Annotated in this window: 19 protein-coding genes; 10 read left to right on the top strand and 9 right to left on the bottom strand. The window is 49.0% G+C overall.

All coding sequences use genetic code 11. The annotated features are described in order from the left end of the window. Positions 1-117: 117 nt before the first annotated feature. Complete coding sequence (locus BST96_RS10785) at positions 118-990, bottom strand: flagellar protein MotY (RefSeq protein ID WP_157117926.1); 873 nt, start codon at positions 988-990, stop codon at positions 118-120. Positions 991-1,128: 138 nt separating this feature from the next. On the opposite strand from BST96_RS10785, the gene pyrC reads away from it, so the two are divergent. Further along, a complete protein-coding gene (gene pyrC, locus BST96_RS10780) occupies positions 1,129-2,172 on the top strand; it encodes a dihydroorotase (protein ID WP_085758713.1) in 1,044 nt (347 codons plus the stop codon). Positions 2,173-2,181: 9 nt separating this feature from the next. After that, positions 2,182-2,823, top strand: coding sequence for a ribonuclease T (rnt, locus tag BST96_RS10775; RefSeq protein WP_085758712.1), 642 nt, complete (start codon positions 2,182-2,184; stop codon positions 2,821-2,823). Positions 2,824-3,184: 361 nt separating this feature from the next. On the opposite strand, the gene BST96_RS10770 is transcribed toward rnt, so the two are convergent. Then, on the bottom strand, positions 3,185-3,787 hold the full coding sequence (locus BST96_RS10770; RefSeq protein WP_085758711.1) for a peroxiredoxin: 603 nt from the start codon (positions 3,785-3,787) through the stop codon (positions 3,185-3,187). Between the two features lie 326 nt (positions 3,788-4,113). On the opposite strand from BST96_RS10770, the gene BST96_RS10765 reads away from it, so the two are divergent. Both BST96_RS10765 and bfr read left to right on the top strand, forming a co-directional pair. After that, complete coding sequence (locus tag BST96_RS10765) at positions 4,114-4,317, top strand: bacterioferritin-associated ferredoxin (protein ID WP_085758710.1); 204 nt, start codon at positions 4,114-4,116, stop codon at positions 4,315-4,317. Positions 4,318-4,486: 169 nt separating this feature from the next. Beyond that, the gene (bfr, locus tag BST96_RS10760; RefSeq protein WP_085758709.1) at positions 4,487-4,954 is read left to right on the top strand and encodes a bacterioferritin; all 468 of its coding nucleotides are present in this window, start codon (positions 4,487-4,489) and stop codon (positions 4,952-4,954) included. A gap of 67 nt (positions 4,955-5,021) precedes the next feature. Here the strand turns inward: bfr and BST96_RS10755 are convergent, their stop codons facing one another. The 4 genes from BST96_RS10755 to grxD form a co-directional block, all read right to left on the bottom strand. Further along, positions 5,022-5,792, bottom strand: coding sequence for a hypothetical protein (locus BST96_RS10755; RefSeq protein ID WP_085758708.1), 771 nt, complete (start codon positions 5,790-5,792; stop codon positions 5,022-5,024). 44 nt (positions 5,793-5,836) lie between these two features. Beyond that, entirely contained in the window at positions 5,837-8,401 is a 2,565-nt protein-coding gene (locus BST96_RS10750; RefSeq protein ID WP_276206912.1) for a serine/threonine-protein kinase, read from the bottom strand. Between the two features lie 193 nt (positions 8,402-8,594). After that, positions 8,595-10,796, bottom strand: coding sequence for a TonB-dependent receptor family protein (locus BST96_RS10745; protein WP_240554783.1), 2,202 nt, complete (start codon positions 10,794-10,796; stop codon positions 8,595-8,597). A 187-nt stretch (positions 10,797-10,983) separates the two neighbouring features. After that, entirely contained in the window at positions 10,984-11,310 is a 327-nt protein-coding gene (grxD, locus tag BST96_RS10740) for a Grx4 family monothiol glutaredoxin (protein WP_085758706.1), read from the bottom strand. A 322-nt stretch (positions 11,311-11,632) separates the two neighbouring features. Here grxD and BST96_RS10735 point away from each other — a divergent pair, with 322 nt between their 5' ends. The 6 genes from BST96_RS10735 (at position 11,633) to BST96_RS10710 (ending at position 20,058) form a co-directional block, all read left to right on the top strand. Continuing rightward, positions 11,633-12,799 (top strand): aspartate aminotransferase family protein, encoded by a 1,167-nt coding sequence (locus BST96_RS10735; RefSeq protein WP_085760510.1) that lies wholly within the window; start codon positions 11,633-11,635, stop codon positions 12,797-12,799. Between the two features lie 69 nt (positions 12,800-12,868). Further along, complete coding sequence (gene argF / locus BST96_RS10730; protein WP_085758705.1) at positions 12,869-13,774, top strand: ornithine carbamoyltransferase; 906 nt, start codon at positions 12,869-12,871, stop codon at positions 13,772-13,774. 11 nt (positions 13,775-13,785) lie between these two features. Then, on the top strand, positions 13,786-14,826 hold the full coding sequence (locus BST96_RS10725; RefSeq protein ID WP_085758704.1) for an ABC transporter ATP-binding protein: 1,041 nt from the start codon (positions 13,786-13,788) through the stop codon (positions 14,824-14,826). A gap of 589 nt (positions 14,827-15,415) precedes the next feature. Then, positions 15,416-18,316, top strand: a complete 2,901-nt coding sequence (locus BST96_RS10720) for a ribonucleoside-diphosphate reductase subunit alpha (protein ID WP_085758703.1) — start codon at positions 15,416-15,418, stop codon at positions 18,314-18,316. Between the two features lie 98 nt (positions 18,317-18,414). Next, positions 18,415-19,662: a ribonucleotide-diphosphate reductase subunit beta gene (locus tag BST96_RS10715; protein WP_085758702.1), complete on the top strand. Its 1,248-nt coding sequence runs from the start codon at positions 18,415-18,417 to the stop codon at positions 19,660-19,662. A gap of 186 nt (positions 19,663-19,848) precedes the next feature. After that, the gene (locus BST96_RS10710) at positions 19,849-20,058 is read left to right on the top strand and encodes a hypothetical protein (RefSeq protein WP_085758701.1); all 210 of its coding nucleotides are present in this window, start codon (positions 19,849-19,851) and stop codon (positions 20,056-20,058) included. 479 nt (positions 20,059-20,537) lie between these two features. On the opposite strand, the gene BST96_RS10705 is transcribed toward BST96_RS10710, so the two are convergent. The 3 genes from BST96_RS10705 to BST96_RS10695 all read right to left on the bottom strand — a co-directional run bounded on the left by BST96_RS10705 (position 20,538) and on the right by BST96_RS10695 (position 25,068). Then, positions 20,538-22,019, bottom strand: coding sequence for an arylsulfatase B (locus BST96_RS10705; protein WP_085758700.1), 1,482 nt, complete (start codon positions 22,017-22,019; stop codon positions 20,538-20,540). 38 nt (positions 22,020-22,057) lie between these two features. Continuing rightward, positions 22,058-24,214: a TonB-dependent receptor gene (locus tag BST96_RS10700; RefSeq protein WP_085758699.1), complete on the bottom strand. Its 2,157-nt coding sequence runs from the start codon at positions 24,212-24,214 to the stop codon at positions 22,058-22,060. Positions 24,215-24,291: 77 nt separating this feature from the next. Continuing rightward, positions 24,292-25,068, bottom strand: coding sequence for an SDR family oxidoreductase (locus BST96_RS10695; protein ID WP_085758698.1), 777 nt, complete (start codon positions 25,066-25,068; stop codon positions 24,292-24,294). Between the last annotated feature and the right edge of the window lie 4 nt (positions 25,069-25,072).

Below are 25,072 nucleotides of genomic sequence, written 5' to 3'. Positions count from 1 at the left end.
AAGAGGGTTCTAGGGGGTTTTGAGGGCGGCTATTCTACTGGGGTTTGTCGCAGAAGGCGAGTGGTGACAGACGGGCTTGGGACAATTCAGGCCCGTCATCGGTCAATAAAGGGGTAATCAGAGCCCTTCCCGCTCCAGACGGATGGTCACCCGCCGATTGGACGAGCGGTTTTTACCACTGCTATTGCTAACCAAAGGATAGCGCTCGCCGTGATAACGGGTCGTTATGATGGCCTCGTCCACCCCGTTGGCCACCAGATAATTGGTCACCGCTTCCGCCCGACGCTTCGACAGATCAAGGTTATAGAGCCGACGCCCAACATTGTCGGTATGGCCATCAATAAAGAAGCTGGTGACGGAAGGGTCGGCCTTCACATACTGCACCACATGATCTAACTGGGTTTTGGATGCCCGGGTTAACTCATACTTTGCAGTGGGGAAGTGGATTCTCGAGCGGTTAATCTGGTCAAAGTTGACCGGCAGCAAGGCCGCCAGACAGCCCCGGTATTGATCATAGGCCTTACGGAAATTAATCGACGATAGAAAGACTTCAATATCTTCATCCTCCGCATACCAGGAGGGGCGAGAAAAGACCGGCGACATACCATCATACAGTTCATTTAATAGCTGGGTAGAACGCTTTTTACCCAGCGAGATAGAGGGCTTGTTCGGGTGTACCTTAACAATCCCCATATCCAGGCTGCGGCGGGTTTCATCCCAAACCGGAGGCGTCGAGACCAATCTGGCCTCGCCCGCCTTCATGGCTTTACGGGTGGGAGCCAGATAAAACTTTTGCTCTTCACCGGCGCGATTAGAGAATACTGCATCGCCGAAATAAGGCAGCGGCTGCCACATTTTGCACTCAAACGGGGAAAGCTCCAGCCGCCATTCAGCATGATTCATGCCTGGCCCCAAACGCAGCGCATGGGCAGACAAGGCCCAACCACTGATTAACAGGCCTAACATTAGATGCAAATATAAACGACTCATGGCGAACCCCCACTACTAATCTATCACTAAGCCGTTATCGGCAAATCTGCCTATTTCTTTAAACCCTGCGTCGAATCCGGTAGCATGCACGCTCAGCGCCCAGTGGCCAGCATTCCCTGCATTGAATAGAAGCGACCCATGACCTCAACAGAACTCACCCTCACTCGTCCAGACGACTGGCATGTTCATCTGCGAGATGAGCAAGCACTAACTCACACAGTACCCGCTATGGCCCGGTATTTTGGCCGCACCATTGTGATGCCCAATCTAGTACCTCCGGTCAGTAACGGCGCCCAAGCCAGCGCTTATCGCGAGCGTATTATGGCCGCCCAGCAAGATTGCCCGCGTCAGGTGGAGCCACTGATGGTAATTTACCTGACGGACAATACCACTGCCGAGGATATTCGCCAGGCAAAAGCCGCTGGCGTAGTAGCCTGCAAACTTTACCCCGCGGGGGCGACAACCAATTCAGACTCCGGCGTTACCGATATCAACACTATCTACCCGGCCCTTGAAGCCATGCAACAGGAAGGCCTGCGATTTTTATTACACGGTGAAGTCACCGACCATGAGATTGATATTTTTGACCGCGAGAAGGTTTTTATTGACCGGACCCTGAGACAGCTAGCCAACGACTTCCCTGAATTGCCGATGGTACTGGAACATATCACCACCAAAGATGCCGCTGACTTTGTCGCTGGGGCCGGGCAGAATGTTGCCGCAACCATTACCGCCCACCACCTGCTTTATAATCGCAATGATATGCTGGTAGGTGGAATTCGCCCGCACTATTACTGCTTGCCGATATTAAAACGCAATATCCACCAGCAGGCACTAATTGAAGCAGCCACCAGTGGCAGCAGCAAATTCTTTCTGGGGACCGACTCAGCTCCCCATACCCAAGACAATAAAGAAACCAGCTGCGGCTGTGCTGGCAGTTACACCGCCTATGCCGCTATCGAGCTCTATGCCCAGGCCTTCGAGCAGGCAGGCGCACTCGATAAGCTGGAGCAATTTGCCAGCCATAATGGCCCCGACTTTTATGGCATGGCAAGAAACACCGATACGATTACTCTAAAAAAATCCCCCTGGAAAGTTGCCGACAGCCTGCCTCTTGGCGACTCACAAGTGATACCACTTTGCGCTGGCGAAACTCTGCAATGGCAGGTTGTCCCAAGCTAAGGAAAAACCGTGATTGACGATAATTTTGACGAAGAAGAATTACACCCACTCTCAAAACGCTTTCGCGGCTTTTTGCCGGTAGTCATTGATGTGGAAACCGGCGGCTTCGATAGCCAAACCGATGCCCTGCTGGAAATAGCCGCAACCACCATTACCATGGATGACGAAGGCCTGCTTAAACTCGATAAAACCTACGCCTTTAATGTCGTGCCTTTTGAGGGTGCCAATCTGGACCCGGCAGCATTGGAATTTACCGGCATAGACCCACACCACCCGTTTCGCGAAGCCGATGCAGAGGAAAAGGTTTTTCCGGAATTACTGCAAGCCATTAGAAAACAGGTCAAGGCCCATGACTGCACCCGCGCTGTACTAGTAGGACATAACGCCCATTTTGATCACGGTTTTGTAATGGCTGCGGTTGAACGCTGCCAAATCAAACGCAACCCGTTTCACCCCTTTTCAGTATTTGATACAGCAACCTTGTCGGGTTTGGCTTTTGGTCAAACGGTACTCGCCAAAGCCTGCCAAACAGCGGGTATAGAATTTGATAATGCCGAAGCACATTCGGCGGCCTACGATACAAAAAAGACGGCAGAGTTATTTTGCCTCATCGTCAACCGATGGAAGGATCTGGGCGGTTTTCCTGGCTAATTTCCCGCGCTAAATACCGTCAGAAATAAACCTATACGCTGTTTTCTTGCTTTTTAGTTTGTTGATTGAACCAGTAGTAGGGTGGATTGTAATCCACCGAGAATGACTCTTGGCTGGGTTTGGTGGATTATAATCCACCCTACAATACTGCAAGCATTTGTTCACTTCTCCCAAATATTCAAACACCTTAGAGCACTATCTTTTTCACGACCCAGCACCACTATACCCCTAGCCACCTACAGATATTTATCTCAGCCCCCCTTCGCAGAAATAACAGACAAAAAAAAGCCGGTCACCCATGGCAACCGGCTTAATCAACAACCGTCAATGTATTTCAGGACGGCACAAGAAGTGTGGCAACTTACAAGTTGTCAGCATTCTCTGAAAGATAAGCAGCAACACCGTCTGGTGACGCGGTCATACCTTTATCACCTTTGCTCCAGCCAGCTGGGCAAACTTCACCATGCTCTTCGTGGAACTGAAGGGCTTCGATAACACGAATAAATTCGTCGAAGTTACGGCCCAGTGGTAAATCATTCACAGTCTGTGAACGAACCACACCTTCCGCATCGATAATAAACGCGCCACGGAAAGCAACACCACCTGCAGACTCAACATCATAAGCGCGACAGATATCATGATTAATATCAGCCGCCAAAGTGTAACCCACCTGACCAATACCACCATTGTTTACATCCGTATTACGCCATGCGTTATGGGTAAAATGAGAGTCGATAGAAACACCAATCACCTCTACACCCAACTCTTTAAATTTATCCATACGGTGATCAACCGCCAGTAATTCAGAAGGACAAACAAAGGTGAAATCCAGTGGGTAGAAAAATACCAGGCCGATTTTGCCTTTGATCGTTTCTGCCAGATTAAAATTATCGACGATTTCGCCGTTACCCAATACTGCGTTACAAGTAAAATCCGGTGCGGGTTTGCCAACGAGTACACTCATTGTTTTCTAGCCTCCAAAAAATTAAGGAAAATAATAGTTAACATCAATGTCATTCTAACGCCCCAACCGACCGGTAAAAGCCAACCGAGGGTGAGTTCAAACATGGCAGCCATAGTACACAGCCACCCTGCCCAAGCCCACTGATTTTTTTAAATCGCCATAATAGTCAAAAACTATTGATTGATATCAATATTCATTGATTGTTTATCGTGCAAACTAGGCTCGTTGTCGCGGTAATAATACATCTAAATGATATTGACAATGATTCTCATTTAACTTAACATTCTTTTCACATTAATGACTGACCCACAAGAACCCGAGCCGCCATGTACATCTGTTTATGCAAAGCCGTTACTGACAGCCAAATCCGCGAAGCGGTTGCCAATGGCGCTACCCAGTTTGGTCAGGTCCGCAAAGAATTGAACCTTGCATCCCAGTGTGGCAAATGTGGCATCCTCGCCCGCGAGGTTTTCGATGAAAGCGTTGAGCGCAATGTCGATAATGAGCAGCTTTTCTACGCTGTCAGCTAATCCCCCTCTTCTATTTGATTAAATCACTCCCTTAAGATGCAAGTGCGAGTGAGAATAACTTTTATTTCTATTTTTATCTTTTCAAAATCAATAACTTAGCATTGACAGCCCTGCATTGCTGGCACACACTTGGCCTAAACCACGGATCCACTTACCCCGGAGATAGACCATGAAAGGCGACGCCAAGGTTATTGAATACCTCAACACCGTATTAGGCAATGAACTGGTTGCGATCAACCAATACTTCCTGCACTCAAGAATGTATAAAGACTGGGGCCTAAAAGACCTGGGGGACCACGAATATCACGAATCCATTGATGAAATGAAGCATGCCGATAGCCTGATCGAGCGTATCCTGTTTCTCGAAGGCCTACCCAACCTGCAAGACCTTGGCAAACTATTGATCGGTGAAAACACCCAGGAAATGCTGGAGTGTGACCTGAAACTGGAAATGATTGCTCACAAAGATTTAAAAGACGCCGTTGGCTACTGCGAATCAATTGGCGACTATGTCAGCCGGGATTTATTCCAGGATATTATGGAGTCAGAGGAAGAGCATATCGATTGGCTGGAAACGCAGCTAGGCTTGATTGACCGGGTTGGCTTGCAAAACTATCAACAGAGCCAGATGAGTTAACAAGCTCTGTAGGGCTGGTACATTCAGGTAAATAACGCCATTCCCGCAACGGGAATGGCGCTGCCAATCAGAGGGAATTTAACAAACCAAACACACCCATAGAGTAGGCCCGTTTGTCATTTTCACCCTGTAATGAAGAGGGCTTTAAGCTAGCTCCCACCATCACATCATCATTCAGGTAACGGGTGTCACCCGTACCCGTATCAAAACCAACCATCCCCACTGAACCCAAGTGGTAGGCAAGCAGATCGCCTTTTTCTACCCCAACAGTCACCGGGAAGGTCAAGCGCTGAACGCCACGCTCAGGTACTGCAATAGGCTGGCTGGCCCAAACAACAACCAGGTTGCCAGCAATAGGACGTAACACTTTAACCGATATATTACCTGTAGCCTGGAAATAGCCCCCAACACCGGTCAAGGTGCCATTGCGAGGTACTTTATTATAAAGATCAACCAACAACAGCGGCTGCTTATCTACATTGGAACGCTCAACCAACTCACCGCCAATATAATCCAGTAAATCACTGGCTAAGAGGAAAGTCTTTAAACTATCAATACGGGCTTGCACAAACTGGCGCACTTCACCCCGCAGATTAGTGGACTCTGTTACCCGGGAATTTTTCTCTTGCCCTAACACACTGACTACGCGATTGAGTTCTGCAACATCTTGCTGCAACAGGACTTTGTCGGCCTTTAGTTTGCTAATATCACGATTAGCCTGGCCCAACTGCTGTTCTAAAGCACCGTTTTCATCTTGCAGCTTTTTTAAATCCGGCGGTGCCTGGCAGCCCCACAAAGCCAGCACCATCACTGACATCAGTAAGCTTACTCTCAACATAATTTTCTCCTTAATTATTAGAGTCGATTGTTATCTAAGATACATTATTTGCTGATCACAAAACCGTAGGTAAATATAGTCTCACCCGCCAGCATAATATCGAGATGATAACCGCCATCGGCAAAGCCTTCTACTGGGCGATCCATTCGGAACTGAGTGTACCCCTCTTCGCCGACCACCACCACCGGCACGCCAGCTATCTGGACAGAACGGCCACCATCAAACAACACAGCCTGGAATACTGTGGTTGGATTTTCAAGGTTCTGGTACCGAAAAGACAGATGCAAAGTACGGTCAGCACGAATACTGCTCTCAGTTGGCGCGTCTTGATCAGCAATGGCCACACCCGATAACACCAAGCCATCGATTAGGGGCTTAATACTCTCCAGCACTAACACCGTGGATTTTAACTTTTCATTATTCGGTAATAAGCGCATGGCTAGAGCAACCTGCTCCGCCGCAATATCATAATCTTTAACCGCAATTAAACCATTCACATCCGTGACAAACTCATCAACCGCTGCGGCAATTTTAGTTTGCGCCTCAGAGCGGCCCGGCTGCATTGCCAGCACATCCAAATATTTTTTCACCGCGGCATCCTGGTCAGTGCTAAACCATTTCTCCTGTTGCGCAAGCTCATCACCCAAAGCCAATAAGGCCTGAACATCCTGTTCTAATTTTAATTCAGCGCTTAAGGTTTCTTGCAGCGCTAATAGTGCGGCATTCTCCGGCTCAACGCTTAAGCCATTATCAACCATCGACTGCGCATTACGGTATGCCCGCTTCTTGCGGGATGACTCAGCTAACACCAGATAGCGATCGGTAATTTTTTTCAGCCCCTGCCTTGCCGCCGTGCTGTCAGGGTCAATCTCCAGAATCTGCTCAAAGGTTTCTTTGGCGTTATTGCCCTCAGGCTTAATTAAGCGATCGCGGTCGAAATGCTCATCAGCCTGCGCGAATAACGTAGCCAGCGTTTGAGCCTGAGCTAACTGCTGAGACAGTTGCTGGTATTGTTCGGTATCGACTAACTCGGGGAAAATAGCTGTTACTGAATCAAGCTGCTGCTGAGCGGTCTGATATTCCCCTGCATCGGCGGCCTGCTGCGCATTAAGCAGCCCCTGACTTTTGACGCTAGCTAAAGCTGCCTGAGCCGTATCGTTATCCGCTTGCAAGGACAGAACCTGGCGATACAGTTCAACCTGCTCAGCTATTTTTCCCGGCTGCTTATCCAGCGATGCGGCCTGACTTAATAACTCGGCCACCGACCGTTCACCCGACTGAATCGGCTCGGCTGGCTTTGCGGGTGCGACCGCAGGCGCATTATCAACGACTTCCTCAACCACCACCTCCTCAACAACCACGTCTGTTTGCTCCGCGGCTACCGGCGCGGGTATAGGGGCTGGAGTAACAGGCTTGGCGGCTATGGCTTTTTCAACAGGTTCACTGACTTTGGCAGGTAGCGGCGCTGGGGCCGTTTGGGGCTTGATTGTCTGGCTTTGCATGGGAACCGCTTTATCATCGCCAGCCGATTGCTGGTAAAAATAATAAGCTGCACCACACACCAGTGCCAGCGACACCGAGGCTGCCACCGCCACTAAGGAGCCCCGCTTTGGCTCCGGGCGATTGTCTAAATCTTCTTTGGGGATATGCAGGGGCTCTCCTGGCTGTGGTGTCGCCAGTGAAGCAGAGGATGCCATGGCCTGCATCTCGCCAGTCTCTGCACTGCTATCGGCAGAGTTTCGCTCAGGCACAACGACTTTGACCTGATCACTACGCAATGGCGTATGTTCATGACTGCCCAAATACTCAAACCCCTCCTGGGGCCTGTGCTTATCAATAAGGGAGGCATCTGCTCGCTGCAAAGCCGCCACTAACTCCTGACCATTGCGGTAGCGATCTTCCGGTTTTTTTGCCATCAGCTTATCAAGCAAATGTTGATAGCTGGAAAGCTCTTGCGGTAACTTGGGCAGCGCCGCAGAAACATGCTTAATACCCACCGCTACTGGCGAATCCGCTTCATAGGGCACCCGCCCGGTTAGCATATAGTAAAACAGCACCCCCATACTGTAGAGGTCGGAACGGCCATCAATCGCATCACCTCTGGCCTGCTCAGGGCTCATATAATGAGGGGTACCCAGAGCGGTGCCGGTTCTCGTCATGGTGCTAACGGAATCGGCAGCTCGGGCAATACCAAAGTCCATCAATACCGCGCGGCCATCAATATTGTGAATCATAATATTTTCAGGCTTTACATCGCGGTGGACATAGCCTTTGCGGCCAGCATAATCCAGCGCCATGGCCACTTCTTTTAATACTCGAAATAATTGCTCGCCATTAAGACTGGGCAGCCGCTCCTTTAAATCATGGCCCTCAATATACTCCATGGATAAATAGTGGTGACCATTTTCAATACCCACATCGTGAACGGTGACAATATGTGGATGCACCAAACGGCTGACAATCCGCGCCTCACGCAAAAACCGCTCACTAAAAGTGCTCTCTTCAGATAAAGCAGGCGCCATGATTTTCAACGCCACCTCGCGCTGAAAATTCTCCTGAATAGCCAAATATACGGTTGCCATGCCGCCTCGTCCAAGGGGACGAATCACACGGTAACCAGGGACATTGATACTAATGCGCTACACCTTTATTGCTTGTTATTGGTTATGCTGCTGAAATCATTGCTTTTTATAGCACAATTGATTTTATAACACAGCAGCAATGCCCGATAAGATGCCTTCTATGAGCATAAAAAAACCCGCCATGGCACACCAATGACGGGTTGAGGAGGGGAATAGCCCCTTAGAAGCTAACTTTAACGCCCACATAGAAGGTGCGCGGCTTATTAGCACGGGCACCATCTGGCTTGCGGGAAACAATTTCCTGATCATCCAACAGGTTATCAACCTTGGCATAAACACGGGCCTGAGCGTTAAGCGGCATGCTTGCAGACAGGTCAAATACCAGCAGGTCATCGGTGGTTAAGAATCTGTCATCAACACCGGAACGGTCACAGGTGTTATCAATGCAGGTTTCATCCGTATAACTGGCATTCAAGTAGGTATCCCAACCAGAAGCTGCGACATAACCAATGGAAGCTGCCCACTGGTTTTCAGGAATATCCGTCAAAGAATCACCCTTGAGAAAATCGCCATCGTCACTACTGCTGGTGATTTCAGTATCTGTATAGGTGTAGGTAAAGCTCACCGGAATACTATAGGCTGCCTGACCGGCAAAGTCGTAATTGACCAGGAATTCCAAGCCTTCGATTTCAGCCTCGCCCTGGCTAATACTGCCTGAAGTTTGGCCGTCACAGGGGTTTGCCACAGTACAATATTGGACGGAGTTTTCGTAATCACTGAAAAAGTAAATCGCTTCTACAAATAAGTTCTCTTCAGTAAAACGCACACCCGCTTCATAGTTGGTGCTCTCTTCGGGGTCAACATCTTCTGAACCAGCACTGGCTGGTGCAAAGCCCTGATGAACACCGGCCAATAAGCCCCACTGCTGATTTAGCTGATAGGTGGCACCTAATGCCAACAAGGTTTCGCTAGTGCTGTTTTCTGCCGTGACGGTAGACGAGCTACGGTCGACATCACTATAACGTTTTTGTTCAGTATCGATATCTTCATAACGAATACCCGCAGTGATATCCAGCTGCTCATTTACAGAGATATGGTCCATGATATATAAAGAAAGCGCTTCGCCTTCTTCGACGCGGTTATTAGAAGAACTTGGCAGATCGGTAGAGTCGTAAACCAAACTACCGTTTACCTGATTAAAAATATCCGTTGGCTGGAAACGATCAACTTCGTCTTCATGCCAGCGCACACCAAAATCCAAATCGTGGTCCATACCGACAAAAGCTACCTGCCAGCTCAACTCACTTTGTAAACCGTAAGATTCATACTGACGCGCATTATGCTTTACCTTGAGGCCATCAACATCTTCCGTGCCATCAAGAATGCCCTGAGCTATCGCATCACCCGTATTGGCTGCCTCAATATATTTACCGCCACCACTTAACTTATACCAATCACGTTCGAAGTCATTGTAATAAGCGGTAGTTTTTAAGGACAGCTCATCATTAAAAGCAATCAAGTGGCTAACGGTTGCCGAGGCATGCTCGTTATCCATCTGATCCAACTCACTTAAACCATAGCGACGGTTTGAATCGCGATCAAAGTCAGCATCGGTTAAGCCCAAATAACTTTGGTTGGATTTTTCGGTAGAGTATTGCAGTTTGATATCAACCTGATTGTACAAACCTTCACCCTCAGGTGTATTCAAGCGCAACTTGGCCAGATAATCTTCTTTATCCAACCCTGTATCCGTATTAGAGCGGTCAATACTTTTAAAACCATCGGCATTGTGCTGATGCGTTTCCAGTAACCAGCCTAACTGCTCAGTACTATCGCCGTACCAGGCATGCAGTCGGTCTTCGCCATCATTACCAATCTCTACCTGTACCAGACCTTCGGCCTGTTTTGGAATGGGGGTAGAGATTAAGTTAACGGCACCGCCAACGGTATAGGGGCCCTGCTTTAATGTTTCCGGGCCTTTTAATACTTCAACTGCCGTCATTCGGCCAGTCGTAGGAAAGTAGTAAGCCGAAGGGCCTGAGTAAGGCGCGGGGGCAATCAGCACACCATCTTCCATCAGGGTGATTTTTTCAGAGCGGCTGCCACCGGCACCACGAATACCGATATTCGGGCGCAGACCGTAGCCCTCTTCCTGCTGAACATAGACACCCGGTACCTGGCGTAGAATACGATGAATATCGGTGTACTCAAATTTTTCCAGCTCAACTTCATCAATCACAAACGCTGAACCCGACATAGTTCTGGCTTCATCTTTGGAGCCAATAATCACTACTTGTTCTAATGATACTTGCGAGGCCTTTTCAGCCTTTACACGACTACTCTCACTCTTTGAATCGGCGGCAACTGAAGCTGTTGCCAGAGCCAGCAATAAGCCGAAAGGTTTGCTCTTCGTTATTAACAAAACTAAATCCCCTGATACATTAATACAATGCGGGAATGTTATTCTAAATGATAATGATTTGCAATAACGTTTATATACAAATTACACCTACAAAAAAACCGCCCTGAGGCGGTTTAATAAATTAAGCGGCTGAATCAATGATGCCTACGCTATCAGCTAGCAATGCCTCTCAGCATATTGCCAGGCCTTACTCGGCCGTTGCAGCAGCCGTCTCTTTGATCAACGTTTGCAGCTCACCTTTGTCAAACATCTCACAAACGATATCGCAGCCACCAACCAACTCACCCGCTACCCACAACTGGGGGAAAGTTGGCCAATTGGCATAAGCGGGCAGATTAGCGCGAATTTCCGGGTTGGATAAAATATCAACAAAGGCAAAGCGCTCACCGCAAGACATCAATGACTGTACGGTACGGGCTGAAAAACCACACTGAGGTTGGTTGGGAGAACCTTTCATATAAAGAATAATGGGGTTGCTCTCAATTTGATCTTTGATTGTTTCCGTTATGTCCATCACGTATACCTTAACTTAAAAATTTGAACTTAATAATTTGACCGCATTGTACCGTGATTTGCGCCCTATTGCCCCACTAAATTAGTCTGATTTATTCACGATCCGGCCAATCCCTCTCAGCAACAACAGCAAAGCCGGAAAACCCCAGCAGCTATGGGGCATTGCCCTCGATGTATTGTCGAGAGAATAATTGCCAAACTGCGATTGGCGCTATACTATTAGCCCTTAAATCAGGCAGCTCTAGCTGCCTTTTTGCGTTTTTGGCGCTTAATCCAATCACGCCAACCGGTAACTATGAAAGGATAAAACAGTGACAGCTGTTATGAATACCTATGGCCAGCCCTCGGTGAGCTTTAGCCATGGCAAAAATGTCTACCTCTATGACCAGGCAGGCCACGAATATCTGGATGCTATTAGCGGCATCGGTGTCAATGCACTCGGGCACTCGCACCCCGCCGTGACTGAAGCCATCAAAACCCAGGCTGACCGACTGATTCATACCTCCAACTTATACGGTATCGAACGCCAGCAGCAATTAGCCCAGTCGCTCTGCGCAGTGTCGGGTATGGAGTCGGTATTCTTTGGTAATTCAGGGGCAGAAGCCAACGAAGCGGCGATCAAAATTGCCCGTCTTTACGGCCATAATAACGGTATCGATCTGCCGCAAATCGTGGTGATGGACAACGCCTTCCACGGCCGCACCATGGCAACTCTTACCGCTTCAGGCAACCGCAAAATTCAGGCTGGCTTTGAACCGCTGGTCGGCGGCTTTCTGCGCGCCCCCTATGGCGATATTAAAGCTCTGGAAAATATTGCACAAAACAATAGCAATGTCGTGGCAGTGTTGCTCGAACCGATTCAGGGCGAAGGCGGCGTTAATATGCTGCCTGAAAACTTTATGACTGAGCTACGTGCACTCTGCGACCAGCAACACTGGCTTATGATGCTGGACGAAGTGCAAACAGGGAATGGCCGTACCGGCAAGTACTTCGCCTACCAACACCACCCACTACTGCCTGACGTCGTCACCACGGCTAAAGGGCTGGGCAATGGCTTACCGATTGGCGCCTGTCTGGCACAGGGCAAAGCCGCCAACACATTAGGGCCCGGTAATCACGGCTCCACCTATGGCGGTAATCCTTTGGTTTGTGCCGCCGCGCAAGCTGTGGTTGACACCATCGCGGAGCAGCAATTGTGTGACAATGCCGACAAGCTGGGGAAATGGCTAGTAGAAGGCTTTAAGGAACAACTGAGCGAGCAGGCCATTATTAAAGACATTCGCGGCCAGGGCTTGATGATTGGCATCGAACTGACGCAACCCTGCGCTGACCTGGTTAGCCTGGCACGGGATAAAGGTATTTTAATTAATGTTACCGCTGGCAATGTTATCCGCCTGTTGCCCCCTTTAATTATTAACCAGGCACAGGCAGAGATTCTGCTGGCATCGGTTGTCGATATTATTAACCAGTTTGCAGTGTCTCATTCCTGACAGGGTCCATTGGATAACGGGCAATGCAACTGCATTTTACTTTAAACGCTTACAAATAGAACAAACCTCATGGCTACTAGACACTTTTTAACACTATTGGATTTATCGCCCACCGAGTTAAACAACTTGATTACTCGAGCGATTGCCCTGAAAGCCGAGCTGGCCAATGGCGGCCATAACGACCCGTTTAAAAATAAAGTGCTGGGCATGGTGTTTGAAAAATCCTCCACCCGCACCCGGGTTTCCTTTGAAGCGGGGATGGCGCAATTTGGCGGTCACGCCATGTTTCTTTCGCCCCGAGATACCCAATTGGGCCGCGGCGAACCGATAGAAGATAGCGCCAGAGTGCTATCGTCAATGACGGATATTATTATGATCCGTACCTTTGGCCATGAAATTATCGAGCGTTTTGCCCAAAACTCAAAGGTCCCGGTGATTAACGCACTTACCGACGACTATCACCCCTGCCAACTACTGGCTGATATGCAAACCTTTACCGAACACAGAGGCAGCATCCAGGGCAAAACAGTGACCTGGATTGGTGATGGCAATAATATGTGTCAGTCTTATATTAATGCGGCCCGACAATTTGACTTCGAACTGCGTATCGCCTGCCCGGAAGGGTTTGATCCTAACAGCGATTTAATCAAGGCCAACAAAGATCGCGTCAGCATTGTTCGCGACCCTGTGGCCGCAGCTAAAGACTCACATCTGCTAGTCACTGATGTCTGGGCATCCATGGGCCAAGAAGATCAGCAAGCCGAACGCATAAAACTCTTTACCGGCTATCAATTAAATGACCAGCTACTCTCGGTAGCAGCCAGCGATGCCTTATATATGCACTGCCTGCCTGCCCACCGCGGTGAAGAAATCAGCGCCGAACTGATGGACCACCCTGATACCGTTATTTGGGATGAAGCCGAAAACCGCTTACATGCACAAAAAGCCTTAATGGAATTACTGCTGACTCAATAAGGACCGATACCTTGCTAAAAGTTGATAGCATCCAGTGCCAGTACGGCAGCCAGGCGGTACTTGACGGTGTCAGCTTCGATGTGAATGACGGTGATATCTGCTGCCTGCTAGGCCCCAGCGGCTGCGGCAAAACCACCGCATTACGCGCCATCGCCGGGTTTCAACCGCTGACCAGCGGTACCATTACCCTGGGCGACCAGCTGCTGAGTAACCATAGCTTTCAACTTGAACCCGAGCAACGGCAGATTGGCATGGTGTTTCAAGACTATGCGCTATTTCCACACCTCACCGTTGGCGACAATATCCGTTTTGGCATTCAAAAATCACCACTGCTGGAACAGAATGAAATCGTCGACAGCCTATTGGACCTGATTCAATTAGAGTCCATTGCCCAACGCTTCCCCCATGAACTTTCTGGCGGCCAGCAACAGCGCGTGGCACTGGCCCGGGCTCTGGCTCCCAACCCGCGCCTGCTATTATTGGACGAGCCTTTTTCCAACCTTGATGTCGACCTTCGCCGTCACCTCAATTTAGAAGTACGAGATATTCTCAAAGAAGTAGGCACCAGCGCGATCCTGGTCACCCACGACCAGGAAGAGGCCTTTGCCTTTGGCGACCGGATTGGGCTGCTGCACAACGGCCGACTGCAACAGTGGGACACCCCCTTTAATCTCTACCACGAACCCTGCAACCGCTTTGTCGCAAACTTTATTGGCCAGGGCGGCCTGTTGCCAGGCATGAGCATTGACCAGCACCGTATTAAAACCGAGCTCGGTGTGATGACCGGCAACCGCAGTTATGACTGGCCAGCGAATACCCCCGTTGACGTGTTAGTGCGGCCAGACGATATTGTGCTCAACCCCGATAATGGCATCAGCAGCACGGTGGTAAAAAAAGTGTTTTCCGGCAGCGCCACGCTCTACACCCTGCAATTGCCAACCGGTAGTTTGGTGGAATCTTTATTCCCCAGTCACCACGATTATTCCGTGGGCGATACACTGAATATCCAGGCCGAAGTAGAGCACCTGATCGCCTTTCTGCCGGACAAATAACCAACAATAAAAACAGACATAACTTAAGCGCATATCAATATCTTTAGTTATAAGAAAATATTTTTAGCGGTTAAAAAATGATTTGTTAGCCCTTGTTTTCTATGAATTATTACCATTCCTGAGTTTGCAGGTTAGTGGTCACAGACAGAGCCCTTTACCCACACTTTATCCACAGTTTGTCCTCAGAACTTTACCCTTGCATTAACCCCAAAACCGCATTATCTTGTATAAAGTTTTTCACCAACCCCAATATATAGGGGTACAGCTGCACTGAGAACGATAAGAAAGCTAACCAAAGCACCATCAGAGTTAGTACTCACTCACAAATGCAACTAGAAGAACAGAGGGGATAAGACAGAAAAGCCGTGTTTTTGCAGCAAAGCCTGCACTCTATTGGAAGCACTCCTGAGTATGTACGTGGATTAAAAAAGATCGCCAGAGTAGGTATTTATACCTACGGATTTTTAGCGGGCTGGGCAAGTTATGCACACCTGCTTAAGCTGTCGGCCATCTTGTTAGTCTCACCTCACTAATAAAACCTTAAAATACGCTGAGCTAACCACTGCTGACCGCAGTGCCCGGAGAAAATATGCAAACCGAAGTAGATGATAACAACACTGCTGTACCCCCTACGGCAACAACAAATACGTCTGCAACATCCACCACCGAAGTACAGGCTACTGCTCCGGGACAATTACGCGTTATTAAACGTAATGGCACGGTCGTTAGCTATGACGACAGTAAAATCACTGTCGCAATCACCAAAGCCTTTTTAGCGGTTGAAGGTGGCACAGCTGCTGCTTCATCACGCATACACGAAACAGTAGAAAAACTGTCTCAGCAAGTTAGCGCTACGTTTAAGCGTCGTATGCCCTCCGGTGGTACGATCCATATCGAAGATATTCAGGACCAGGTTGAGCTTGCCCTGATGCGCAGCGGCGACCACAAGGTAGCTCGCGACTACGTGCTTTACCGTGAAGAGCGCCGCCAGCAGCGTGAAGAGAACACCGCTGCCGAACCCTCCAAGGCACACCCAACCATCAAAGTCAGCAACCCTGACGGCAGCCAGACACCACTAGACCTTGGCCGCATGGAAATTATTGTCGGCGAAGCCTGTGCCGGACTCAAAGATGTCGATGCCCAGCACATTATCGATGAAGCCCTGAAAAACCTTTATGACGGCGTACCGGCCAAAGACGTTAATACCTCTTTGGTGATCACCGCCAGAACGCTGGTTGAGAAAGAGCCTAACTACACGTTTGCAACATCGCGTTTGTTGCTTGATAACCTGCGTGCTGAAGCCCTGCCCTTCCTTGGCATTGCCAACAGTGCAACTCAGGCGGATATGATTGCCCTCTACCCCAAAGCTTTAGTGTCTTATATCGACAAAGGTATTGAACTGGAACTGCTGGCGCCAAACCTGCGCGACTACGACCTCGATAAACTGGGCCAGGCTCTGGACGCTTCTCGCGACTTACAGTTTAACTACCTGGGTCTGCAAACCTTATATGACCGCTACTTTATTCATAGCAATGAAGTGCGTATTGAATTACCACAGATTTTCTTTATGCGTGTTGCTATGGGCCTTGCTCACCGCGAAGAGAACCGGGAAGAGCGTGCGATTGAGTTTTATCGCCTACTTAGCTCCTTCGACTATATGAGCTCAACACCGACACTATTTAATGCCGGTACCTTGCGCCCACAATTATCCTCTTGCTATCTGACCACCGTACCCGATGACCTGCACGGTATTTACGGTGCGATTCAGGACAATGCCATGTTATCCAAATGGGCTGGTGGCCTGGGCAATGACTGGACTCCCGTTCGCGCACTCGGTGCTTATATTAAAGGTACCAACGGCAAGTCACAGGGCGTTGTGCCATTCCTGAAAGTGGTTAACGATACCGCCGTTGCGGTTAACCAGGGCGGCAAGCGCAAGGGCGCAGTGTGTGCCTACCTTGAAACCTGGCATATGGATATTGAAGAATTTGTTGAGCTGCGTAAAAACACCGGTGATGATCGCCGCCGTACTCACGATATGAATACCGCCAACTGGGTTCCCGACCTGTTTATGAAGCGCGTCTTTGATGATGGCGAATGGACATTATTCTCACCCAATGACGTTCCTGATCTGCACGACCTTTACGGCGAAGCGTTTGAAAAAGCTTACACCGCCTATGAAGCGCGTTGTAAGGCGGGCGACTTCCCCCTATTTAAAACCGTTCGCGCTCAGGAACTATGGCGCAAAATGTTAGGCATGTTATTTGAAACAGGCCACCCCTGGATCACCTTTAAAGATCCCTGCAATATTCGCTCTCCGCAGCAGCATGTTGGTGTGGTTCACTCGTCTAACCTGTGTACTGAGATCACTCTTAACACCAATAAAGATGAGATCGCAGTGTGTAATCTGGGCTCTGTTAATCTGGCCCAGCACACCGAAGAAGGCGGACTTAACTTAGAGAAACTGGAAAAAACCGTTAAAACCGCAGTACGTATGTTAGATAACGTTATCGATATCAACTACTACTCCGTAGGCCAGGCAGAAAAATCCAATATGCTGCACCGTCCTGTTGGACTTGGCTTAATGGGTTTCCAGGACTCTTTATACAAACAACATATTGCCTACGGCTCTGAAGATGCCGTGACCTTTGCCGACCGCTCCATGGAAGCTATTAGCTACTTCGCTATTAAGTCTTCTTCAGAACTGGCGGAAGAACGCGGCAGCTATACCACCTTTGACGGTTCATTGTGGAGCCAGGGTATTTTGCCCATCGACTCCGTACAAAAACTGATTGAAGAACGTGGCGGCGAAGCCTATATCAAAGTCGACCAGTCACAAACCATGGACTGGGCAGGACTGCGCGCTCAAGTACAAAGCAAAGGTATGCGTAACTCCAACGTAATGGCCATTGCACCCACAGCCACCATTGCCAATATTACTGGCGTGGCACAATCCATCGAGCCGACTTACCAAAACCTGTATGTAAAATCGAACCTCTCCGGTGAATTTACCGTGGTTAATCCACATCTGGTTAACGATCTAAAAGCTCGTGGACTGTGGGACAACGTCATGGTTAACGATCTTAAATACTACGAAGGTAGTGTGCAGCAGATTGACCGCATCCCTGCGGATTTAAAAGCCATGTACGCCACAGCGTTTGAAGTTGAACCACGCTGGATTATTGATGCCGCCAGCCGACGCCAGAAATGGATCGACCAGGCCCAATCACTCAATCTGTATATCGCCGGCGCCTCAGGCAAGAAACTGGATATCACTTACCGTATGGCTTGGTATAGCGGTCTTAAAACCACCTATTATCTACGCGCCTTGGCAGCCACCGGTACGGAGAAGTCCACCATCGATACCAATGCATTAAATGCGGTATCTTCGGCAGCGGCAACACCGGCGCCAGTAGAAGCAGCGGCAGGCCCAGCGCCAGTGCCACAAGCCTGCTCTCTGGATGACCCTGATTGCGAAGCTTGCCAATAGCTTGCAAGGCACAAAGGCCAGCAATCACTGAACCAATAAACCCCGCCAACAAAAGGCGGGGAAACAAAGAACACGATACCGTTAGGGGTAAGTAAAATATGCTGAATTGGGATGAATACCACGTTGAGGAAAACGAAGGCAAAATGCCACCACCTCCTGCACAGGAAGTAGCAGCACCTGCGCCTGAAGCACCCGTAGAAGCCGCGCCAGCACCTCAGGCCTCCGCACCTGCAGCCGCTATTGAAGCCAGCGGTGTTGCCGCCAAAGCCGAAGCTGCAATTGCCAATATGGATGTATCTGCCGGTCTGGAAGAACTGGAAATGGGCGCTGCCCGCCTGACCGTTGACGATAAAGCCATGATTAACTGCCGCGCTGACTTAAACCAGTTAGTGCCCTTTAAATATGACTGGGCCTGGCAGAAATATCTGGATGGCTGTGCCAACCACTGGATGCCACAAGAAGTCAATATGACGGCCGACGTTGCTCTATGGAAAGATCCTAACGGTCTTAGCGATGATGAGCGCCGTATTGTTATGCGTTCTTTAGGTTACTTCTCTACCGCCGATTCACTGGTAGCGAATAACCTGGTGCTAGCGATGTATCGCCATATCACCAACCCAGAGTGTCGTCAGTATTTACTGCGCCAGGCATTTGAAGAAGCGATTCACACCCACGCCTACCAGTACTGTGTTGAATCACTGGCCATGGATGAAGGTGAAGTATTCAATATGTACCGCGAACTGCCTTCTATCGCCAAGAAAGCGGCCTGGAGCCTTAGCCATACCCACGCCCTCTCTGACCCTAACTTTAAAACCGGCACCCACGAAACTGACCAGGAATTGCTACGCAACCTGATTGGTTTCTACGCCGTCACCGAAGGTATTTTCTTCTACTGTGGCTTTACCCAAATTCTTTCCATGGGTCGCCGCAATAAAATGACCGGTGTTGCTGAGCAATTCCAGTACATCCTTCGCGATGAGTCGATGCACTTAAACTTTGGTATCGATGTTATCAACCAAATCAAACTGGAAAACCCACAACTGTGGAGCGAAGCATTCCAGCAAGAAATTATTCAGATGATTCTGGAAGGCACCCAACTGGAAATTGAATACGCCCGTGACTCTATGCCACGCGGTGTACTTGGTATGAATGCTGCCATGATGGAAGAGTACTTGCAGTTTATTGCCAACCGTCGCTTAACCCAACTGGGTTTACCGGAGCAATATAAAGGCGCACAGAATCCATTCCCATGGATGAGTGAAATCATGGATTTGCGGAAAGAGAAAAACTTTTTTGAAACTCGCGTTATTGAGTATCAAACAGGTGGTGCTTTAACCTGGGATTAATCCCAAGCATTGCGATTACTTAGAGAGGCGAATAGGCCACTTTGAGGCGCGAACGGGAACTTAGAGAGCAGAACAAGGAAGTTAAAGAATAGAATAGGTACTTTTAGCCCCGCAACGGGGCTAAAGAAAGAAGTGTGAAATTAGCTGTAAATTGGAAACCCCTATAGCCGGAACAGGTAAAAAGCCATGAGCGACGATAAAAAGGCAGACGTGGATTCAGAAACCATCCTGATGACTCTCGACCAGATCGGCCAGACCATTGACATCATGACCAATGTGGTAGGTAGACTGCGTGGCTATATTACTGAGCAAGTAGATAATAAGGTTACGGACGAATTAGACCTTAGTGAAGGACAGCAGCCGCTGATCCATAAAGAGTCACAGACATTACACTAGGGCAATATCTCCCCCCTAATTAGTTTTAAGATTTTTACCCCGACCAAATTCGCCTGTTCAAAACCACGAATAAGCCTTCATCATCTAGAAAACCCAACTTCAACCATATTGTTTACGGAACTTGAAATCTAATCTGCACTTGCCCCGCAATATGTGCTGCTTGGAAATCAATATTTATTGTCGAATTTGAATAAAGATTGTGAAAGGGATTTCTAAGATTGTGAATTTAATAAAGATTGTGAAAACCTAGACATTGCAAAAAAACCCTCAGATCACGAAACGCAAAGGGCCACATACTCTCACCGGTCTTATTTAGGTATTGATATACCTATTTAACACAGCGTGAAAAACACATGATTCTTGCTTGCCAACATGAGCGGCCGATTGCTATAAGTACTATTACATGCCGTGCAAGCCACGAACATCACATCAGTGATTTCGGTTTGGTGAGGTCAGGCCAACCATCGAATTTCAGGTCATCATTGATACTCGATCTCTGACCAGGGAATACGGTCTTCTTTGCCCCCGAAAAAATCCATATCCATAGCTGCTCGCCAAACCGGTATATGGATACTTTCGCGACGAGGGTATGCCTCCAGAGCCAATTGTAACTCGGCAACGATATCAGGGTGATTTTCACTTACATCTGTGAATTCCTCTGGATCCTTATCTAGCCGGTATAACTCAAACTCGCCGGAACTCAGCGCCAACAATTTCCAAGGAAAGCGATATAGCGCTTCACCATCAAAGCCATTAACCAGATAATCCCTTGGCTTACTCACTATGCCCGCCGTCAGGTTTAACCATTGGTCAACACCCTGCAAGTTCGATTGAGGCGAAAGCACTTGAATTCCGGCTGCCGAGAGTATTGTCGGCAGTACGTCCTGCACAGTGATCATTTGAGTATTGAGGCCTGGCTTGAACTTTCCCTTCCAATACAGAAACGATGGCACACGCACACCGCCTTCGTAAATTGACTGTTTTCCTTTACGATAAGGGCTATTGTCTGAGGCGCTATCCAAGGTATTAGTTCGCATAAACTCCAGGAAGGTAATAGGCAATGGAGCCCCAAGCCAGTTTTGCAGTATCCCGGATACCCTAACCATCGGCGCAGGCATAGCCGATGAGTTCAAACCACCGTTGTCGCTCATAAACCAGATCAGAGTATTCTCTAACATACCCTGTTCATCCAGAGTCTTAATCAATGCCCCAATGGCGGCATCCAGCTCACCAACCATAGCTGCATGAATACGTCTATTCGGGTTTGCAATGCTCTCGTATTGTGCAATCGTTTCCTCAGGTGCCTCGTTGGGCAGATGCGGTGCGTTAAAGGCAGCGTAGAGAAACATCGGTTTTGATCGGTCACGCAGTTTTATCAAACGATCAATTTCCGCTGTCATTAAGTGAGTGCTATACCCATCTTCGCGAAGGGTTTTACCATTGCGCTGCCAGTCAAGGCCGCCGCCGTGCACATGGTCCCAGTAACCAATACCGCCGGTTAGATGCCCGTAAAAATGATCAAAACCTCTAGCCAGTGGCTGGTAGGCCGATTCGCGAAAACCCAAATGCCATTTTCCTACCAAAAAAGACTGATAACCGACTTCGCGAAGATACTCGGGCATCAGCTTTTCAGTGGGCGGCAGACCTTTTGGATTTAACTTTGATAAAGGGGAGTAAATGCCCAGCGATTGTGGCGACTTCCCGGTCATCAACGCCGCTCTTGTCGGTGTGCAGGTTGACTGTGCGTAGAAGCGATCCAGCTGTAAACCATCAGCTGCGAGTTGGTCGATATGCGGAGTACGAATCTCGCTGCCATGGTATCCGACATCATTCCAGCCCATATCATCGGCAAGAATAATGACGATGTTAGGAGCGTCGGCATCAGCAAAGACCGCCACAGGTGATAAAAGGCTGTATAGGTACAGACTAAACACAAAAAATCGTAGCACTATTTTATACACACCTTTCTCCCTCTGGTCACTTTTTAGCTGCGTCTAGTCTAAAAACTGTATTGCAGTCGCAAACCATAACGTCGACCATCAAGAGCAGCTGCTATCACCTCCTGACTACGCCGCGTCTTGTTGGCGTACTCCTCCTCATCCGTCACATTATCGGCATAGGCCGTGATACGCCAATTTTGTTCCGGCGATATCAACGCCAGACGAAAGCTGCCCAGCGTATAGTCGCCGCCTTTGGTATAGGGATCATCGTCGGTCACATCAAAATTAAACTCGTCGATCCACACCCAATCAGTGCCAGCATTAAGGGACCAACCTCCGGACACTTCGGTGGTGTAATCCAGCGACCCCATCACCGTGTTCTCCGGGCTCACCGGAAGAGGATTCCCACTGAAATTCTCCCCCCCCGGACCGATAAAGTCGTTGTACTCCGCATCCAGGTAAGAATAGGCAAAATGCACATTGAGTCCCTCAATAGGTGCCCAAAGCAGGTCAAACTCAAAGCCCGTAATCTCGCTCTCAGCGGCATTGGAGGTAAAGGCCACTGGCAGACCACCGGACAATGCTGTATCCACACGCTGGACTTGCAAATCCTGATAGTCGTAGTAAAACACGGAGGCATTGAGTCGTAGTGTTCGATCAAGCAACTCGGATTTAACACCGACTTCGTATGAGCTCAGCTCTTCTGGATCGAACAGCTGGCTGGCCACCTCCAGATTGGGTGCGGTGAACTGTGTCCCCCCAGCTTTGTAACCCTCACTGTAGGTGAAGTAAGCCATCAGGTCATCGGTGGCCTGAAAGGTCAGGGAGACCTTGGGATCAAAGGAGTCCCAATCCTCATTATCACTGTAGGTGTAGTTCTGCGGTGTGGGTATCATACCCGGCGCCGACGTTATCCCCTGACGGGTGAAATCGATTTCATCTACCGAGTAGCGGCCACCAAGGGTCAGGGAGAGGCGTTCGGTAAAGCCTATGCGATACTCACCAAAAACGGCCCAAGAGGTAGTTTCCATATCAAGGGGTGCATTATCAAAGATGTTACCGCCCCATAAAAATGCGGGCAGTGAATCCTCGAACCAGGAAAACTTGTAATCGCTGTAGGCATCGTCCTGGTAGTAGTAAGCCCCGGCAATCCACTGATCTCCCACTAAGCGCAACTCCTGAGAAAACGTGCTGTAATCCTCCTCAAATGAGCTACTGCCCACACTTGCCTCGGAACTATCGAAATCGTTCACGGTAGTGCCGTCACCATCCAGGTAGGAACTCAACGAAACCAGCTGGAAGTGCTTGAATTCTTTTTCCAGACGCAGGTAGGAAAGCCATGTATCGTAGTCGAAATCACCCCCATCGCTGATCGGATAGTCACGGAAGTCACCATTGTCGAAGGCCTGCACACCGGGCGCCAGGAACAGCGGGAATATCTGCCCATCTTGCGTACCAAGTGCTATGTTTTTTTGCAACATAGCATCTTGCTGGCGATTGTTGAACTGAACAAAGGCCTGAACCGTGAGAGTGTCGCTTGCGTCAATCATGGCCTGTAGTCGCGCTGTGGTATTAGTGGAGTCATCGCTGCTCCCGCTGAGGGTGTCCGTCTGAAATCCACCCCGCTCCTCCTGACCCAGCGACAAACGCATGGCCACAGCGTCAGTGACAGACCCAGACACAGCACCGCGAACGAGGTAACTGTCCTTATTGCCTACGCCGGCTTCGACGAATCCCTCGGTTTCATGGCCAGGTTTGCGGGTCGAGGAGCTGATTGCTCCCGCCGCCGTATTCCTACCGAACAGGGTACCCTGAGGGCCCTTGAGTACTTCGATGCGTTCCATATCGAGAAAGCCAATATCTGCCCCAGAAAAACGAGGCATATAAACTTCATCAACGAAGACACCAACAGAACCCGACGAGCCGATATCAAACTTTTGACTACCAACACCGCGAATGCGAATAAAGGTTTTGGATGCGTCCTGCTGCGGTATACGCAGACCAGGCGTGAATTTCTCAAGATCTGTAGCCGACGCCACTCCGCGCTCTTCCAAAAATTCACCACTCATGGCAGTAATACTGATAGGCACATCCTGAGCCGACTGAGCCCGCTTTTGCGCTGTAACAACAACCTCTTCCAACGTCTGTGAAAATGCAACCCCTGGTATTGAAATGGCGATTGCCAAAGCCATCTGTTTTTTTAGAAAATTGTGCACAATGAACTCCCCCGAAAGTTAATTCGATAAATTTTTATTGGTACGATTAAAAGTTAAGAGAATGAAAAACGATTCGTTTAGACCAGGCCATCGTAGGAGCCCCCATCTAATTGAATGTTCTGGCCTGATATGTAGCTGGCCTGATGACTACAGAGAAACGCACAGGTATCACCAAATTCTTTTGGCTGGCCAAAGCGACCTGCGGTAATTCGAGATACTAGTTTTTCCCTTGCTTCTTCCAGGCTGGCATTGGTAAAAAGCATAATCAATTCGGCGTTTTGTTTTTGACGACCGGTATCAAACATTTCCGGCAACATATTATTGATAGTGACATTGTCGGCGACCACCTCCTTTGACACAGCTTTTGACAAGGCGGTAACGGCGCTGCGAGTCGCAGCGGAAACACACATCACTGGCGAGGGCGACTTTACCATTGCCGAAGTGATATTGATGATTCTGCCAAACTTGCGCTCACGCATTCCTGGCAGTACGGCCTGAATCATTAAAATCGGTGCCATCATGTTGGCGTCAATGGCTTCATCCCAGTTTTCCCGATTACTTTGGGCAAAACCAATCGGGTCAGGACCGGCATTATTATTAATCAGAATATCGGGGTTTGGGCATGCTTCAATTAGGGTTTTTCTTCCCTCGTCGGTTGAAACATCAGCCTGAACGATAGTTACCTCGCCACCTGCGGCGCGAATTTCTTCTGCGGCCGCCTCTAGCGTCTCTAATGTGCGACCGTTAATAAAAACATGGACGCCTTCTTTTGCTAAGGATGTTGCACAGGCCTTGCCCAAGCCGTTGCTGGAAGCACACACAAGTGCTGTCTTACCATTGATACCCAAATCCATAGTG

Source organism: Oceanicoccus sagamiensis (assembly GCF_002117105.1).
GTDB classification, from domain to species: domain Bacteria; phylum Pseudomonadota; class Gammaproteobacteria; order Pseudomonadales; family Dasaniaceae; genus Oceanicoccus; species Oceanicoccus sagamiensis.
This window is presented reverse-complemented; position numbering and strand designations above follow the sequence as displayed.